The organism is Kitasatospora sp. NPDC057692 (assembly GCF_042799475.1).
Taxonomy (GTDB): Bacteria; Actinomycetota; Actinomycetes; order Streptomycetales; family Streptomycetaceae; genus Kitasatospora.
In genome coordinates this window covers 48,148-65,131 of record NZ_JBHVIV010000053.1, presented here as the reverse complement: position 1 = coordinate 65,131, position 16,984 = coordinate 48,148, and the positions used below count along the sequence as shown (strand labels likewise).

The following is a 16,984-nucleotide window of genomic DNA, read 5'->3' as shown; positions in this document are numbered from 1 at the left end:
GCGGGGCGGGGGCGGCGGCCGCCGGGACGGCGCCGGCCGGGGCGGCGGGCGCCGCGGTGGCCAGGGTCGCGGGAGCGGCCAGGGCCGCGGCGGCGAGGAGGGCGAGTGCGGCGGCGGGGCGGCCGACTCGCCGGGATATCAGGGGTGACACGTGCGTCCTCCGATCGTCCCGTGCTGGAGGGGATCACACGGGAATTGAACGCAACATGCCAGAACGGTGCGCACTTGGGGAAGGCTTCACGCACGACTTGTTGTCACAAGCGTGTCAACATTTGATGTCCTGTGACCGATCTCGATCGCCGCCGACCGCCCAGTGACCGCGTGTCAGAACGCGTACGGACCGAACCGCCCCCAGGCCACGACCGCCGCGAGCACCAGCAGCAGCAGGTTGACCACGACGCTCCGGCCCTCGCCGCGCCGGCCGTGCACGACGGCGGCGCCGGCCATGATGATCGCGAGCCCGGTCGCCGCGACCGGCACCAGGCCGGGCGCGATGTCGACGGCGGACGGCAGGACGAGGCCGATGCCGCCCAGGATCTCCAGCAGGCCGATCGCCTTGATCGCGGCCGGCGGGTAGTTCACCGCCCAGGTCCCGGTGGCCTCGATGACCTTCTCCTTGGACTGGAGCAGCTTGGGCGTGCCGGCCGCGAGGAACAGGGCGGCGAGGAGGCCGGCGAGGACCCAGAGAAAGACGTTCATGTCACTCCGATGACTTGAGTTGAAGCTTCAAGAAAAGTACTCCCCACCTACTTGAAGCGTCAAGTGAATGATCGGGTTCTAGAGTGGGCGCCATGGAGAGGGACGAACCGCGCTGGCTGAGCACATCCGAACTGGAGGCCTGGAAGGCGTTCAGCGCGATGATCATCAAACTGCCCGCCGCCCTGGACGCCCAGCTGCGGGCCGACTCGGGGCTGAACCAGTTCGAATACCTCGTCCTGGCCGGACTCTCGGACGCCCCGGGGCGCACGCTGCGGATGAGCGACCTCGCCGTCCTCGCCAACGGCTCGCTCTCGCGCCTGTCCCATGTGGTCACGCGGCTCGAAGGGCAGGGCTACGTCCGCCGCGAGCGCTGCCCGGGCGACGGCCGGGCCACCAACGCCGTCCTCACCGAGGACGGTTTCCAGAAGCTCGTGGACAGCGCGCCCGGCCACGTGGAGCAGGTCCGGTCCCTGGTCGTGGACCCGCTGGACGCCGAGCAGCTCGAACAGCTGCGCCGGATCTGCCTCCAGGTGCTGCAGGCCATGGACCCCGGCCTGACCTGGCCCCCGCCCCGGCGCTGACGCACGGCGGCACCGGGCCGCGACGGGCCGGAGCACGACGGCGCCGGACCACGACGCACCGGAGCACGACGGCGCCGGACCGGCCGAGGCCCGGCGCCGCCTCCGGTCAGGCCTCCAGGCGGGAGGTCACGACCTCCAGCACCGCACGGCGCTGACCGGTCAGGTAGAAGTGGCCGCCCGGGAAGACGTGGAGGTCGAAGTCCCCGGTGGTGTGCGCGGCCCAGTCGCGCGCCTGCTCGACCGTCACCCGCGGGTCGGCGTCGCCGGTCAGGGCGGTGACCGGGACCGCGACGGTCTCCTCGCGCCCGGCGCGGTACGTCTCGATGGCCGTGTAGTCGCCGCGCAGCGACGGCAGGATCAGCGCCCGCAGCTCCGGATCGGCCAGCAGCCGCTCGTCGGTGCCGCCGAGCCGGGCCAGCTCGGCGAGCAGCCCCTCGTCGGACAGCAGGTGCACCGCGGAGTCCCGGGGCTCGGACGGCGCCCGGCTGCCCGAGACGCAGAGCCGCACCGGGCCGGCCACGCCGTCGCGCTCGAATCGGCGCGCCACCTCGAAGGCGACCGCCGCGCCCATGCTGTGCCCGAACAGGACCAGCGGCCGGTCGGCCCACGGCCGCAGCGCCGCGTAGACGCGGTCGGCGAGCTCGGACAGCGAGTCGAGGGCCGGCTCCTCGATCCGGTCCAGCCGGGCGGGGTACTTGACGGCGAGCACATCGGCGTACGGCGAGAGGTCGGCCGACCAGTCCCGGAAGAATCCGGCCGAGCCGCCCGCGTGCGGGAACATCACGACCCGGGCCGGCGCCGCGTCGAAGGGGTGGAATCGGCGGAACCAGAGGCTGTCGGTGACGGCGGTGCGGCCGGACATACGGGAAGCTCCTCATGGCTGACGGGTCGACACGATCTTGTCCGGGCACAGTCTCCCCGGCCGACCCGCACCCGCGTCAACCGCACGCCGGGCGGACCGCCGCCGGTCGGCCGGCCGACCGAGGTCAGCCGTCCGCCGCTCCGGCACCGAACCGCGCCTCGGCCGCCCGCGACCGGGAGGCGCCGTCCAGCAGCAGGACCGACACCGCCTCCGGCACGGGGGTGGCGGAGTGGCCGCGCGCGTGCGCGGTGAGCACGGCGAGCAGTCGGCCGAGGCCCCGCCCGTGCCGGGCGAAGGCCCGCCGCGACGCCCAGCGGCCGCGCGCCCGCTGCCCGGCCAGTGCGGCGGCCTCGCCCACGTCGAGCAGGACGAGGTGGAGGTCCCGCCCCTGCCGGGCCGCCTCGCGGGCGAGCCAGCGGCGCATCCACGCCCGGCTTCCGCAGTCGTGCACCAGCAGCGGCCCGCCCCGGCGCACCGAGCGGCGCAGCAGGCGGAAGTGCTCCAGCCGGGCCCAGGGGCGGTAGACCGCGTACGGCAGGCGCTCCGGCATGACGGCGGCGCAGGCCTCGTGCGCCGCCCGCGGGTCGACGGTCACGGCGTGCGGGGCGCGGGCGGACCAGCGGCGCAGCAGGGTGCTCTTGCCGCTGCCGGGCAGTCCGGAGACCACCACGACGGCGTCGCCCGGGTAGTGGACGGCGAACGGCGCGCCCTCCTCGCCGCGCAGGTCCACCAGGCCCCGCGGTTCCATCCCCGCCGCCCGTCCCGTCCCCGGCCCATCGACGATGGCCGACCTGTCCATGCTGCTCTCTCATCCCGTCCGGGGTCCGACCTGGAACGATAACAATCCACGCCGCCCGCCCCCCGAACGGTTCCCTCCGCCCCCGGGCCCCGGCCCTCGCACCGGCTCGGACGATCACGGACCGTGTCCGCGATCGGAGCAGCACCGCACGGCCCCCGGAAGCCGGGGCGGGGCGTCGACGGCCGCCGCCGGGGACCCGTCCGCCGCGGCCCCCGCTCCCGGGGCTCACCCGAACGGGTCCGTCCGATACCTCCGACCGGCCCGGACGCCCTAGGGTGGTCGCCGTTTCGTGATGAATCGTCAGTTCCGGGACGTCCGGGGTGCGACGGGCGGAAGGCTGGACATGGCGGGGACCCCGGGGCGGTGCGGCGGCGCGCGCCGAATCGGCACCGGCGGCGCCCGGAGCGCGCCGCGGGGCCCGTGCACGCCGTCCGTGCTTCGGCCGCCCGCGCGCACGACCCTCTGCGCGGCGGTCGCCCGCCGGATCCGCCCGTGGACACTCGACCGAGCGGGCCGGTCTGCCGATATCCCCGGCGGCACTTCCTCGCGCCGTCCCTCTGGAGGCACCTTCCGTGACCTGGCTCCGTGTGCTGACCGCTCTGGGCATCCTCGCCGCGGCGGCGAGCGCCCTGCTCGTCTTCGCCCTCTGCACGGCCGCGGCCCGCGGCGACCGTGACGACGGTGACGCCCCCGGTGGCGACCTGCGCTCGGACGCCGAGCGCTCGGGCCTGATCCGCCGCATCAGCGGCGGCAGTTGACGTTCGTCCAGCTCCTTCGCCGAACCCGCCGGAAGGTGCGGCCGGGGTTCCCCGTCGACAGTAGGACACAAGGTGTCCTATGGTGAACAACGTGTTCACCGGTCGGTCGGTCCGGCCGCCGGACACGGGTGCGCCGCCCTGCCCCCGGGGCCGCCGCGGCGCGCCGCCCCCACCCGGAGGAACCCCACCCGGACGAAGGAGAACCCCGGCATGGCCGACACCATGACCACCGCCAAGGCGGACCTGGTCGACCTCGCGCACCGCAGGATGCGCACCGCCATCCCCGACAACGGCTGGACCATCCGCCAGCGGCTCGCCCTCACCTGCCGGATCCTGTTCGACGCCGGCCACGACTCCGGCCTGGCCGGACAGATCACCGCCCGCGCCGAACGCCCCGGCACCTACTACACCCAGCGGCTCGGACTCGGCTTCGACGAGATCACCGAGGACAACCTGCTGCTGGTGGACGAGGACCTGGAGGTCCTGGAGGGCGAGGGCATGGCGAACCCCGCCAACCGCTTCCACAGCTGGGTCTACCGGGCCCGCCCCGACGTGAACTGCATCATCCACACCCACCCGCTGCACATCTCGGCGCTGTCGATGCTGGAGACGCCCCTGGTCGTCTCGCACATGGACCTCACCCCGCTGTACGACGACTGCGCGTTCCTAGACAGCTGGCCCGGCATCCCGGTCGGCAACGAGGAGGGCGAGCTGATCTCCGCCGCGCTCGGCGACAAGCGCGCCCTGCTCCTCGCCCACCACGGCATGCTGGTGGCCACCGGCGGCGTCGAGGAGTCCTGCACCCTCGCCGTGCTCTTCGAGCGGGCCGCCCGGCTCCAGCTGCTCGCCTCGGCGGCCGGCCGGATCCAGGAGATACCCGAGGCGCTCGCCCGCGAGGCCCACGACTGGACCTCCACCGCCAAGCGCAGCCAGGCCAACTTCGCCTACTACGCCCGCCGCGCCCTGCGGGCCGGCCACGGCGACGCGCTCACCGCCGGCGAAACCCGCGCCGAAGCCCGCACCGAAGCCACCACCGAAGCCCGCAACGCGACCCGCACCGAGGGAGATGCCTGAGATGGCCGGACTCGTCCTGGAGGGGATCATCGCCTACCCGGTGACCCCGTTCGCCCCCGGCGAGGCGGGCGGCGTCGACACCGCCGCCCTCACCGCGCTCGTCGACCGGCTGATCGACGCCGGCTGCCACGCCATCGCCCCGCTCGGCTCCACCGGTGAGAGCGCCTACCTGGACGACCAGGAGTGGTACACCACCGCCGAGGCCGCGCTCGCCGCCGTCGCCGGGCGGGTGCCCGCCGTGGTCGGCGTCGCCGACCTGACCACCCGCAACGCCGTACGGCGCGCCCGGTTCGCCGAACAGGCGGGCGCGAGCGCGGTGATGGTGCTGCCGCAGTCCTACTGGAAGCTCGACGAACGCGAGGTCGTCCGGCACTTCACCGAGGTCGCCGACGCCGTCTCCGTCCCGGTGATGATCTACAACAACCCGGCCACCAGCGGCATCGACCTCTCCCCCGAGCTGATGGTCTCGCTGGTCCGGCGGGTGGAGAACATCACCATGGTCAAGGAGAGCAGCGGCGACGTGCAGCGGATGCACCGGCTCGCCCAACTCACCGACGGCGAGCTGCCGTTCTACAACGGCAGCAACCCGCTCGCGCTGGAGGCCTTCGCCGCCGGGGCGGCCGGCTGGTGCACCGCCGCGCCCTGCCTCATCCCCGGCCCCGTCCTCGCCCTCCACCGCGCCGTGCGCGCCGGGGACCTGGACACCGCCCGCGAGGTGTTCTACCGCCAGCTGCCCGTCCTGGAGTTCATCCTCCGCGGCGGCCTGCCCACCACCGTCAAGGCGGGGCTGGCCCTGCTCGGCCTCGACGCGGGAGCCCCGCGCCGTCCGCTCCTCCCCCTCGACGAGCCCGGCACCGTCCGCCTCGCCGAGCTGCTCGCCGCCACGGCCTGAGCCCCTTCCGCGCGCCGCCCGGGCACCGAATAGGTGTCCGGGCGGCGCACTGTCTAGGCTCGTCCCTTCCGACACGGAGGGAGAGGCGGACCGGATGAGCAGGTGGGAGCGGGCGCTGGACGCGGCGGGGGTCCGGGAGCCCGGGCTGCGGGCGGAGTACGGGCGGCAGCGCGAGCAGGTGACCCGCTACCGCCGCGAGGTCGCGGTGGCCGCCGGGCTGCTGCTGCCGGAGCGGACGGTCCCGCACGTGATCGCCGCGGCCGCGTTCATGCACCGCACGGACACCCTGCTCGACAGCGGTCCGCTCGCCGGACGCCGGGAGGCCGCGGCCCGATGGCGGGCGCAGGTCACCGACGGCCTCGCCGCCGGGCGCACCGACGACCCCGGGCTGCGCCCCCTGCTGCACAGTGCCGCCGCCCACCCCGTGCTGCGCGACCGGGTCCTGGACCACCTGGCGGCGGCCGACGCCGACCTCGAATTCACCGGGTTCGCCACCGAGGAGGACTACCAGCGCTACGTGGACGGGTACTCGCTGCCGGGCTTCATGGTCGTCGCCGCCCTGCTCGGTCCGCCGGGCGACCAGCACGCCTACCGGGCCGCCTGCCGGACGTTCATCGACGGCAGCCAGCGGCTCGACTTCGTCAACGACCTCGCCGAGGACCTCGCGGACGGCCGCCTCACCCTCCCCGCGCAGGCGCTGGAGCGGCACGGCGTCTCCCGGGCCGACCTGGAGCAGGCCCGCGACCGGCCGGCCGTGCGGGCCCTGCTCGGCGAACTGCTCGACACCGCGGACCGCACCCTCGCCGAGGGCCGGGCCGTCATCGGCCTGGTGCCGCCCGCGCACCGGCCGATGGTCCGCTGCGTCGTCGAGGTGGAGACGCTCACCAGCGCCGCCGCGCGCGCCGACCTCGGCGCGCTGCTGCACCGCTCCGCGAGCCCTGCCAAGCCCGCCGCCCTGCGCCTGCTCGCCCGCGAGTACCTCCGGGCCCGCCGCCACCGCTGACGGCGGGCGCCGCCCGGCAATCCGGTCGCCGGGAGGATCCGGCCGCCCGTATGATCGCCGGGTGAATCACGAGGTCATCGACGGTATACCGGTTTTCTGGGCATCGGCGCCCGGCCCCCTGGAGGCCGCCCTGGTCTTCGGCTGCGGGGTGCGGGACGAGACGCTGCGCACGCTCGGGGTGACCCACCTCATCGAGCACCTCGCGATGAGCACGCTGCCGCGGCTGCACCACGACCACAACGCCTCCGTCGACCTTGAGGTCACCGAGTTCACCTGCTCCGGGCAGCCCGAGCAGGTCGTCGACTTCCTCGCCCGGGTCTGCACCGCGCTGGGCGGCCTCCCGCTGGACCGCATCGACCGGGAGGCCGGGGTCCTGGAGGCCGAGGACGGCCGGGCCGCCGCGCCGCAGACCGGCGAACTCCTCTCCCACCGCTACGGCGTCAAGGGCGTCGGCCTGGCCGCCTACCGCGGCCCGGGCGCCGACCGGATCCCCGTCGAGGCCGTCCAGGAGGCCCGCGCCCGCTACTTCCACGCGGGCAACGCCGTGCTCGTCCTCACCGGCCCGCCGCCCGCCGGGCTGCGCCTGCCGCTGCCCGCCGGCGAACGGCCCGGGCACGACCGCAGCCTGCCCGCCCTGCCGACCGGGCCGTCCTGGCGGCCGGAGGACGTGCCCGGCCCCGGCCTCGCCCTGCACGGGGTGCTCGCCGACGACGCGCTGCGGCTGGCCCTGGACGTCTTCGCGCAGCGCCTGCGCGACAGCGCGCGCCACGAACACGGGCTCTCCTACGACGTCGCCGGCGCCTGCACGGACGCCGGGGACGGCCGCGGCGAGTACACCGTCCTCGTCGACGCCCGCGAGGGCCAGGAGCAGAAGGTCAGCGAGCTGCTCTGGCAGGAGGCCGTCCGGCTGGCCCGCGACGGGGTCACCGAGCAGGAACTCGCCGAGGAGCGCGAGGCGCTGCGCGAGGCCTGGACCGATCCGCGCGCCACGATCCTCGAACTCGGGGCCGCCGCCGCCCGCTCGCTCTTCGGCCAGCCGTACCGGGACGCGCCGACCCGCCTCGCGGCGGCCGCCGCCGTCACGCCCGAGCAGGCCCGGCAGGCCTTCGCCGCGGCCCTGGACACCGCGCTGCTGGTCGTGCCGGAGGCCACCGAGGTCGAGCCGCGCCTGCCGGACGGCACGCCGGTGCCGCGCCACCGCTGCACCGGCCACACCGAACTGCCCGAGGGCGGCCAGGTCTTCCGGCCCGCGCTGGGCGACCGGCTGCGCTTCTCGGCGGCCCGCCGGACCCGGCTGGTCGTCGACGCCACCGGGGTGTGGGCGCGCGAGCCCGACGGGGAGGTCCACCACGTGCCGTTCGACGACGTCGCGGCGGTCGAGGTGCGCGGGGCCGGCCGGGTCGTCTTCGGACACAGCACCTGCTTCGTCCCGGTCGTGCCGGACCTCTTCGCCAACCTCGGGCCCGCGCTGCGGGCGATCGACGCCGCCGTCCCGGCGCACCTGATCTACCACGCCTCCGCGCTGCGCGCCGCGGACTGACCTGCCGACCGAGCCGGCCGCCCCACTCACCCGACCCACCCGCCGTCCGGCGCCTGCCCGCGCGCCAAGCCGTTCACCCCTGCCAGAAGGAACCACCGTGCCCACCTACGCGGCCATCACCTCCGCCCCCGCCGACCAGGTGCTCCCCGCCCTCCCGCGCGGCAAGCGCGGCGGCTACCTCTACGCCGGGCCGGAGGGCACCGGCCTGCTGTTCGACCCGCCGAAGCCCCGGTTCGGCCGGATCAGCCGCAGCCGGATCATGGACCCCGCGTGGTCGCTCGCCGTCGAGACCAAGACGGCGGTCTGGCTGCTGGAGGACACCGACTGGGGCCTGTGCGTCACGGTGTGCTTCCCCGGCGGCGGGTACGAGACCCTGGGCTGGGCCCGGGACTGGACGCCGCCCGCCGACCCGGCCGAGTACGCCGCCCACCGGGCCGACTGGGACGCGATCTGCGGGAAGATCGGCACCAAGGCCGGCCTGGCCGACCCGGCCGCGCTCGCCGGGCTGCGCAACGACCCGGCGCCGGACGGCCGCCGCACCTCCTCCGAGGAGCTGATGGGCCGGCTGTGCGAGCTGGTCGGCGCGCCCGCCGTGGTGATCGGCCAGTCCCTCGGCCTGCAGGCCGGTCCGGCCGGGCGCGACTTCGTCCGCTTCGAGGGCAAGGGACGCTGAGGCCACGGGGCGCCGAGATCAAGGGGCGCCGAGATCAAGGGGCGCTCAGGCCCCCGCCCATCGGACGCCGCACCGTCGGCCGCCGGGCCGTCAGGGCAGCGTCGGGACGCGGTCGCCGGGGCCGGCCGGGTCGTCGTGGATGACCACGAGGATCGCGGCCGGCGCCTCCCCGGTGGAGCGGCAGCGGTGCGGCACGGCCGCGTTGAAGTAGACGCTGTCGCCCGGGGCGAGCGCGACGGTCCGCTCCGGGAACTCCAGCTCGGCGGTGCCCGCGTGCACGAAGAGGAACTCCTCGCCCGCGTGGGACTTGAACGGCGCGTCACCGGGCTCCAGCGGCGGGTGCATCATGAACGGCACCATCTGCTTGCCGGCCAGCCCCGTGGCGATGCCCTCGTAGCGCGCGGTGCCCGCGGCGGCCCCCGCCGCCATCGGGGTCCGCTCGCCGGCCCGCACCACGGTCACCAGCTCGGGCTCGACCTCGTCCGAGAAGAGCCGCCCGACGTCCACGTTCAGCGCGTGCGCGAGCTTGAGCGCGGTGGAGATCGACGGGTCGCTGAGGCCGCGCTCCACCTTGGAGAGATAGCTCTTGGTGACGCCGACCTGCGCCGCCAACGCCTCCAGGCTGAGCCGGTTCTGCTTCCTCAGCACCCTCACCCGGCTGCTCATGGGCCGCCCCTCACCACCTGTCGCCACCGCGGAACCTTCCGGTCCAGTATCCCAGCACCGCGGCGCCGGCCGGTCGGCGGCCGTCCGGCACCGCCCGCCTGCCCGGTCAGTGCCCTTCGAGGTCGTCGGGGCGCACCGCGATGTGGTCGGGGGCGAGTTCGACGGCGACGCGGTGCTCCATGCCGAGCGCCTCCAGGAACTTGGCCGGGAGCTGGACGCGGCCGGTGCGGTCCAGCATCACGTACTCGGTCTCGTTCACCGACTCCTCACCGTGCTCGTCGGTGAGGGTGCGGCGCAGCACCTCGCTGCTGGTGCGGCCGTCGCGGATGGCGACGGTGCGGCGGACCTCGCCGGCCACCATCGGGTCGTGGGTGACGATGACGACGGTGGCGCCGAGGTCGCGGTTGACGGTGCGGAAGGCCTCGAAGATGCTCGCGCCGGTCTCCGAGTCCAGCTCGCCGGTGGGCTCGTCGGCGAGCAGCACCGGCGGGTTGTTGGCCATGGCGACGGCGATGGCGACCCGCTGCTGCTGGCCGCCGGACATCTCGCTCGGCCGCCGGCGGGCGAGTTCGCCGATCTCCAGGGCCTCCAGCAGCTCGGCGACCCGGGCGGCCTGCCGGCGCGCGCCGCCGTGGGTCTTGCGGCCGCCGCGCAGCTGCATCGGCAGGGCGATGTTCTCGGCGGCGGTGAGGAAGGGCAGCAGGTTGCGGGCGGTCTGCTGCCAGATGAAGCCGACCACCTCGCGGCGGTAGCGCAGCCGCTCGCGGGGGGACATCTCCAGCAGGTCTCGGCCGGCGACGGTGGCGGTGCCGGCGGTCGGCACGTCCAGTCCGGCGAGGATGGTCAGCAGGGTGGACTTTCCGCTGCCGGAGGCGCCGACCAGGGCGACCAGGTCGCCCTGCCGGATGGTCAGTTCGAGACCCTGCAGGGCCTGTACCTCGATGCCCTGGGCGCTGAAGATGCGCACCAGCCGGTCGCAGACGATGGCGGCGTCCGCGCCGTGGGCGGTCCTGGGGCCGGCCGCGGCGGCGCGCGCCCGCTCCTGGAGTTCCTGGAAGGTGGGGGCCTGGGCGGTCTGCTGGTCCTGGGCGCTGCCGTTCACCGCGGCTCTCCTCTCGTCGGCGCTGGGGTGGTGGTGTCGGGGTCGGTCGGGCGCGGGGGTGTCATCGCTGGTCCCCCGCCCGCAGTTCGGTGGCGATCTGGCGCCGGCCGGCGATGAGCGCCTCGGCGACGATGCCGGCCGCGACGAGCCCGGCGAGGCCGAGCGTCGGCAGCAGGACCGCCGGAACGTCGACCGGCAGGCCGGGCGGGATCTCCGCGCCGACCAGGATCGACAGGTCGAAGGACGGGCCGAGCAGGGCGACCGCGGCGAGTGCCACGAGTCCGCCGCCGACGGCCGCGACGAGGGTCTGCGGGAGCGTCTCGACCAGGATCAGGGTCAGGCCCTGCCGGGGCCGCAGGCCCATGGTGCGCAGCCGGGCGAGCAGCGCGGTGCGCTCGGGTGCGGCGCGGACCAGGGTGAGCAGGACGGCGACCAGGGCGAGCGAGCCCGCGCCGAGGACGGCGGTCCAGAACAGCCGGGCGGCGGAGTGCTGGAGCGGGTCGTCGCCGAGTTCGGCGGTGACGGAGGCGCTGGTGCGCACGGTGTAGCCGTCCGGCAGGGCGTCCGGCCCGGCCGCGCCGGTGACGGCCGCGGCGCGCTCGGTGCCGGTGGCGATCTTCTCGCGCACCAGGCGCCGCAGCTCGCCCTCGTCGACGGAGCCGGTGCCCAGCCAGAGGTTGGTGCGGTCGAGTTCGGGGGCGACGGCGACCGCCGGGCCGGCGGGCAGCACCACGAACAGCCGGTCGTCGCCCTGGAGGGCGGGCGTGCCGTCGACGGTGCCGGCGGTGGCGGTGAGCAGTTCGCCGCCGTTCGGGAGGCGCAGGCGGTGGGTGGCCTCCGGGCCGAGCTGCTTGGCGAGCGCGGTGGAGACCAGGGTGGGCACGGGTGCGTCCGGCGCGCCGGTGCCGCCCGACAGCGCGGCCGGGTCGAAGGCGCCGCGTCCGAGCGAGCGGGAGATCTCCGCGTAGGCGGTCGGATCGGCGACCACCGCGAAGACCCGGGTGCTGCCGTTCCCGCCGAGCACGAACACCTCGGTGTCGGCCCAGATCCGGGCCGAGGCCCGTACGCCGGGCAGGGCGCCCGCCGCGTCGGCGAAGCCGGCGGGCACGGTGACGCCGATCGGGACGAGCACGGAGGCGTCACCGCCGACGCTGAGCCGGGCGGCGGAGGTGCGCGCCGTGTCGACGGCGCCGAGCACGGTCGCGCCGAAGCCGGCGGTGGTGACGGCGAGCAGCAGCGCGAGCAGCGGCAGGACGGAGGGCCGCTGTCCGCCTCCGGAGCCGCGGGCGGCGCGGGCCAGGCCGAGGAAGCCGACGGCGCCGGGCCGCCGGGCGGTCGCCCGGGCGAGGGCGCCGAGCAGCGGTGGCTGGAGGCGGGCGAGCACCAGTCCCCCGGTGAGCGCGAGCAGCAGCGGGGCCGCGACCAGCAGCGGGTCCGCCCCCTCGCCGACGGGGGCGACGCCGCGGCGCCGGACCTCGGCCACGGCGGCGACCGTCAGGCCCAGGACGGCGAGTTCGCCGACCACGCGCCGCCGGGCGCTGTCGGTCCGGGGCTTGGACCAGAGCCGGGCGGCGCGCAGCGGGAGCGCGAGCAGGGAGAACAGGGCGACGGCCGCGGCCGCGAGCAGCGTGCCGCCCCAGCGCGGGGTGGGCAGCAGCAGGAACGCCAGGCCGGTGGCGAGGACGGCGGTGGGCAGGACGGTGACGGCGCCCTCGGCGAGCAGCCGCCGGACGACTCCGGTCCGGGAGCCGCCGCGGGCCTGGAGCAGCCGGAGTTCGGCGATCCGCCGGTCGCCGGCGAGTGCGGCGGCCAGGCAGAGCACGACCGCGCCGACGCCGGCCAGTCCGGCCGGGCCGATCGAGGCGAGCGGCGCGGTGGCCTCCTGCCGGGCAACGGCCTGGCGGAGCAGGGTGGGCATCGACGAGCTGATCCGCAGGCCGGGGCGCACGGTTTCGTTGGCCAGTGTGTTGGCGGTGTGCCCGGTGAGGTAGGAGGCGAGTTCCCGTTCGGTCGCGCCGAGCCGGTCGGCGCGCAGGGCGTCGAGGTCGACGGGCAGCCGCCAGAAGTCCTGGGCGCCGGTCTGCCAGGCCCGTATCCGGTCGAGGGCGGAGCCGTCGACGAGTCCGCCGGTGCGCCAGTAGGCGGCGGGCAGCTTGCCGCTGGTGTAGGCGAGGCAGGCCCGGTTGGGGCAGGGCAGGTCGCTCCAGTAGGGGTCGTCCTGGTCGTTGACGTCGACGATGCCGACCACCTTGGCCCGGGGCGGGGAGTCGTCGGGCGTGGTCGGGCCGGTCTCCAGGACGTCGCCGAGGCGGATGCCGACGGTCTCGGCGACGCCGCGGCTGATGGCGATCGGGACCGGCGCGTTCGGGGCGGGGGCGCCCGGCCAGTCGCCCTCGGCGAGCGTGACGTGGTCGCGCAGGCCCTGCACGTAGAGCAGGTCCATGGTCGGGTTGACCGCTTCGGGGCGGGCCAGGCCGTCGTTGGTGAGGGAGCGCGGTTTGCCGCTGCGGGCGCCGTAGACCGGTCCGCCGGGGGCCACGCCTAGCATGCCGGTACGCGCGGTGAGCCGGGCGGCGTCCTCGTCGAGGCGCTTGGCGTCGTCGGCCAGGCCTCCGGCGCCGGCGCCGCCCAGGTCGGCGGTGGCGAGGATGCTGGTCGCCGCCGGCCCGCGGTCGCGGAGGAAGTCGCGCAGGCCCTGGTCGGCGGTGCGGTCCAGCAGGCGTGGGAAGGCGGCCGCGAGGAAGACGGTGCCGAACGCGAGGACGGCGGTCAGCAGGGCGGCGAGCGGGGCCGCGCGCAGCCGGGTGCGCACCCAGGACGCGGGGCGGTGGGCGGCGTCCGGCCCGGCGTCCGCCGGCCGGGGGGCCGCGGTGTCGGCCGGGCTGGTCACATCTCCTCCAGGTGCCGCAGTCGCTGGGCCACGTCGCGCCGACGGCGGCCGCCGAGCAGGGTCGATAGCAGGGGGACGGCGGCGATCGCGGCGGCCAGCAGCAGGGCGGTGCCGAGCGGCAGGTCGACGACGGCCTCCGGGACGGGCCGGCGGGCCTCCGGGGTGAGCACCACGAGCGGCACGATCAGGTGGACGATCAGGGCGCCGAGGCCGAGGCCGACCAGGCTGCCGAGGCCGACCAGGACGGCCTGCTCGGCGGCGGCGGTGCGCACCAGGCGGCGCCGGGGGGTGCCGAGGGCCACCAGCAGCGCGGACTCGCGGGCGCGTTCGCCGGCCGCGGCGGCCGCGGCGGCCGCGAAGCCGATCGCGGCGAGCGCGGTGGTGACGACGGCGATCGCGGCGAGCGCGTTCTGCGGCGCAGCGCTGAGCGGGTCGCCGAGGAGGCCGGCGGCGACCTCGTCGCGCAGTTGGAGCCCCGGGGTGCCGGGCGCCGCCCGCAGGGCGGCGGCGGCCTGGGCGGGGACGGGGTCGTCCGGGCCGGTGGCGGGCAGCCACCACTCGGTGGGGACGGGGGTCTCGCGCCCGGCGGCGGCGAGCGCCCGGCCGACCGTGCCGAGGTCGACCAGCAGGGCGGTGTCGCCCGCGACGGGCAGCGATTCGACCTCTCCGGTGATCCGCACCTGGACGCTGGTGAGGCCGAACGGCACCCGCACGGTCGAGCCCACCGCGGAGCCGGTGGCGGCCAGGTAGCCGCGGGTGGCGACGCCGTCGACGGCGGCCGGCGGCTCGGCGCCGGCCGGGGTGACGACGGCGCGCTGGGTGCCGAGGCTGCCGGTGGTGGGCGTGTAGCGCACACTCAGCAGCCGGCGGTCGTCGGACGGTTCGCGCGGGACGATCACCTTGGCGTTGCGCGCGGTGCCGTCGCCGGTGTTGGCCCAGGCCAGGCCGGCCGGGAGGGCGGCCGGAGCGGCCGGGGCGGTGGCGTCGTCGGCGGCGGCGATCCGGCCGACGGTCAGCTCGCCGCCGTCGGTGGGGCCGAAGGAGAGGGTCAGGCCGATGACGCTGAGCGGCGCGGAGACCCGGCTGAGCCCGCCGTCGGTGAGCGCGGCGAGGTCGACGGTGGCCCGGCCCGCGCCGGAGGCGGGGATGCCCTTGAGCGGGGCGACGAACGAGACGCCGTGGCGGTCGCGCAGCAGCAGCCACGCGTCCGGGATCCTGGCCGGCACCGGCGGGGTACCGTCGGCGCTCGCCGGGCGGACGTCGGGCGTGAAGGTGACCTCGGCCTCGATGCGCTGCGGCCGGCCGGGCAGCGGCACTCCGGCCGCGGCGGGGGTGGGCGTGCTCCCGGCGAGCGGGGTGAACAGCCGCTTCGGGTCCTGTCCGTCGAGGAGGTCGGGGCGGACCGGGACTCGCTCGGCGAAGGCGGCCGCGTTCAGGGCGAGGATCTGGCCGTGGCCGTTGTCCGGCAGGGACTGCTCCTGGCGGCTGACGGGGACGAGCCGGTCGCCGCCGGGCAGCGCGGCGAACCGGCTGCCCTGGCCGAGCGGGGCGGTGTGGGCGCTGTGGATGCGCAGGCCGCCGGCGGTGGCGAAGGAGGCCTGGTCCTGCTGGGAGGTGTTCCAGGTGTCGTGCTGGCCGAGCGCCAGGACGCCGGTGGAGACGCCGAGCACCAGGAGCAGGACCGGTCCGCTGGCCTGGCCGGGGCGGCGGGCGAGCTGCCAGCCGACCAGGGCGGGCCCGAGGCCGCGGCCCCGGGCGGCGATCCGGGCGCCGAGGCGGGCGGCGAGCGGCAGCAGCCGCAGCGCCAGCAGGGTGCCGGCGCCCAGGGCCAGGGTGGGGGTGGCGATCAGGACCGGGTCGAGGCCGAGCCGGCCGTCGGCGTCCGGCGACAACCCTCCGCTGTAGCGGGAGAGTTGCTGGTAGGCGAGGACGGCCAGGGCGAGCAGGGCGAGGTCGGCGCCGGAGCGGGCGGCGCCCGCGGCCAGGGCCTGGCGGCTGCCGGCCCGGCGCAGCACGGCGGCGCCGGCGCCGCGCAGCAGGGCGGGAACGGCCGCGAGCAGGACGCAGCCGAGGGCGCAGGCGATCGCGACCGGCCAGAGCGTCCAGCGCAGCGAGGTGTCCAGCGGCACGTGGCGCAGCGGGCCGAAGCCGGCGAGCACCCGCAGCAGCGGCGGGGTGAGCAGCGGGGCGAGCAGGGCGGCGGGCAGTGCGAGCAGCAGGGACTCGGCGGCGGTGAAGCCGCCGAGGCGCAGCCCGGAGGCGCCGCGGGCGGCGAGCAGGGCGTTCTCGGCCTGCTGGCGGGTGGCGATGAGGTGGACGACGAGCAGCAGGGCGGCGGCGGCCAGCACGATCAGCTGGAGGGCGCCGATCAGCAGGGTGGAGCGCGCGACCATGGCGCTGGAGTCCAGTTCCCGCAGCAGGTCGGGCAGTTCGGTGCGGGCGACCAGTCCGGCGTTCTTGTCGAGCGCGTCGCGGGCCGGCGTGATCCGGTCGCGCAGGGCGCCGACGGCGGTGGCGCCGACGCCGGTGAAGTCGGCGTCGATCAGCCAGCTGCGGCCGTTCTGCGGGATGCCGGCGGCGGTGAAGGCGGTGTCGTCGACGAGCAGCGGGCCGTAGGTGGTGAAGCCGCCGACCAGGATCTCACGGCCCTCGACCGGGTCGAGCCGCCAGTAGAGCTCGGCGGGGTCGTTGGCGCGGTAGACGCCGGTGATCCGGACGGTGAGCGGGGCGCCGCCGTAGCGGTCGGTGAGCCGGACCTCGGCGGGGAGGGCGTCGGCGGCGAGGCCGAGCCGGGTGAGCGCGGCCTGCGGGACGGCCGCCTGGACGGGGCCGGGGGCGCCGGGCGCACCGGCGGCGGGCCAGTCACCGGCGAGCAGGCGGACGTACTGGCGGTCGAGGGCGGCGAGGAGGGTGAGGTCGTCCTCCTTCGCCGCACCGGGCTGCGGGGCGGAGGGCTGTAGAGCGGCCGATGACTGCGGGGCGGAGGGCTGTGGAGCGGCCGAGGACTGCGGGGCGGAGGGCTGTGCGGCGGCCGGAGTGCCCGCCTGCTTGCCCGTCTGGGCAGTCCCGGCGCCGCCCGACGGGCCGCCCGGCAGTCCGTAGGAGCGGCTGCGGGACAGTCCCCGGGTCTCGGTCGGCAGGTCGCCGAAGAGGGTGCGGGCGTAGTCGCCGACCGCCGCGTCGTCCTTGGCCCGCCGGTCCAGCCCGTGCTCCGAGTTGACCACCACGGTGGTCCTCGGGTGCCCCTGGCCCTGGAGGGCCTGGCGCTGTCCGACCTCGCCGACGGTGCGCTGGAAGGCGACCAGCGCCGTCAGCACCGCCGTCGTGATCAGTACGGTGAGCAGGGCGGCGGCGGCCAGAGGCAGTCGCCCGCGCAGACGGCGCACGACGAAGCCGAGCATCCTGTTCCTCCCCCGGTCCTCATGGTGTCCGCGCGGCGCCGCCC

General features: G+C 76.3%; 14 protein-coding genes. 7 read left to right on the top strand and 7 right to left on the bottom strand.

The window, feature by feature from the left end; all coding sequences use genetic code 11:
* Positions 1–324 precede the first annotated feature (324 nt).
* Entirely contained in the window at positions 325–699 is a 375-nt protein-coding gene (locus ACFVFS_RS26695; protein WP_380627244.1) for a DoxX family protein, read from the bottom strand.
* 92 nt (positions 700–791) lie between these two features.
* Here ACFVFS_RS26695 and ACFVFS_RS26690 point away from each other — a divergent pair, with 92 nt between their 5' ends.
* Entirely contained in the window at positions 792–1,280 is a 489-nt protein-coding gene (locus ACFVFS_RS26690; protein ID WP_380627243.1) for a MarR family winged helix-turn-helix transcriptional regulator, read from the top strand.
* A 106-nt stretch (positions 1,281–1,386) separates the two neighbouring features.
* Here the strand turns inward: ACFVFS_RS26690 and ACFVFS_RS26685 are convergent, their stop codons facing one another.
* Together ACFVFS_RS26685 and ACFVFS_RS26680 are read right to left on the bottom strand one after the other, a co-directional pair.
* Complete coding sequence (locus ACFVFS_RS26685; RefSeq protein ID WP_380627242.1) at positions 1,387–2,142, bottom strand: thioesterase II family protein; 756 nt, start codon at positions 2,140–2,142, stop codon at positions 1,387–1,389.
* A 124-nt stretch (positions 2,143–2,266) separates the two neighbouring features.
* Positions 2,267–2,890, bottom strand: coding sequence for an AAA family ATPase (locus ACFVFS_RS26680; RefSeq protein ID WP_380627241.1), 624 nt, complete (start codon positions 2,888–2,890; stop codon positions 2,267–2,269).
* Positions 2,891–3,513: 623 nt separating this feature from the next.
* On the opposite strand from ACFVFS_RS26680, the gene ACFVFS_RS26675 reads away from it, so the two are divergent.
* The 6 genes from ACFVFS_RS26675 to ACFVFS_RS26650 all read left to right on the top strand — a co-directional run bounded on the left by ACFVFS_RS26675 (position 3,514) and on the right by ACFVFS_RS26650 (position 8,881).
* Positions 3,514–3,699: a hypothetical protein gene (locus ACFVFS_RS26675; protein WP_380627240.1), complete on the top strand. Its 186-nt coding sequence runs from the start codon at positions 3,514–3,516 to the stop codon at positions 3,697–3,699.
* A 210-nt stretch (positions 3,700–3,909) separates the two neighbouring features.
* Positions 3,910–4,773: an aldolase gene (locus tag ACFVFS_RS26670; protein ID WP_380627239.1), complete on the top strand. Its 864-nt coding sequence runs from the start codon at positions 3,910–3,912 to the stop codon at positions 4,771–4,773.
* A 1-nt stretch (position 4,774) separates the two neighbouring features.
* Positions 4,775–5,665, top strand: a complete 891-nt coding sequence (locus tag ACFVFS_RS26665) for a dihydrodipicolinate synthase family protein (protein WP_380627238.1) — start codon at positions 4,775–4,777, stop codon at positions 5,663–5,665.
* A gap of 94 nt (positions 5,666–5,759) precedes the next feature.
* On the top strand, positions 5,760–6,668 hold the full coding sequence (locus tag ACFVFS_RS26660; protein ID WP_380627237.1) for a phytoene/squalene synthase family protein: 909 nt from the start codon (positions 5,760–5,762) through the stop codon (positions 6,666–6,668).
* A 61-nt stretch (positions 6,669–6,729) separates the two neighbouring features.
* The gene (locus tag ACFVFS_RS26655) at positions 6,730–8,208 is read left to right on the top strand and encodes an insulinase family protein (protein WP_380627236.1); all 1,479 of its coding nucleotides are present in this window, start codon (positions 6,730–6,732) and stop codon (positions 8,206–8,208) included.
* Between the two features lie 97 nt (positions 8,209–8,305).
* A complete protein-coding gene (locus ACFVFS_RS26650; RefSeq protein WP_380627235.1) occupies positions 8,306–8,881 on the top strand; it encodes a hypothetical protein in 576 nt (191 codons plus the stop codon).
* A 90-nt stretch (positions 8,882–8,971) separates the two neighbouring features.
* On the opposite strand, the gene ACFVFS_RS26645 is transcribed toward ACFVFS_RS26650, so the two are convergent.
* The 4 genes from ACFVFS_RS26645 to ACFVFS_RS26630 form a co-directional block, all read right to left on the bottom strand.
* Positions 8,972–9,547 carry a helix-turn-helix domain-containing protein gene (locus tag ACFVFS_RS26645; RefSeq protein WP_380627234.1) on the bottom strand — a complete coding sequence of 192 codons (576 nt, stop codon included), beginning with the start codon at positions 9,545–9,547 and terminating at the stop codon, positions 8,972–8,974.
* A 106-nt stretch (positions 9,548–9,653) separates the two neighbouring features.
* The gene (locus ACFVFS_RS26640) at positions 9,654–10,649 is read right to left on the bottom strand and encodes an ABC transporter ATP-binding protein (RefSeq protein WP_380627233.1); all 996 of its coding nucleotides are present in this window, start codon (positions 10,647–10,649) and stop codon (positions 9,654–9,656) included.
* Positions 10,650–10,710: 61 nt separating this feature from the next.
* Positions 10,711–13,539 (bottom strand): FtsX-like permease family protein, encoded by a 2,829-nt coding sequence (locus ACFVFS_RS26635; RefSeq protein WP_380627232.1) that lies wholly within the window; start codon positions 13,537–13,539, stop codon positions 10,711–10,713.
* A complete protein-coding gene (locus ACFVFS_RS26630; RefSeq protein ID WP_380627231.1) occupies positions 13,536–16,940 on the bottom strand; it encodes an FtsX-like permease family protein in 3,405 nt (1,134 codons plus the stop codon). Before ACFVFS_RS26630 ends, ACFVFS_RS26635 begins: the two co-directional genes overlap by 4 nt.
* Between the last annotated feature and the right edge of the window lie 44 nt (positions 16,941–16,984).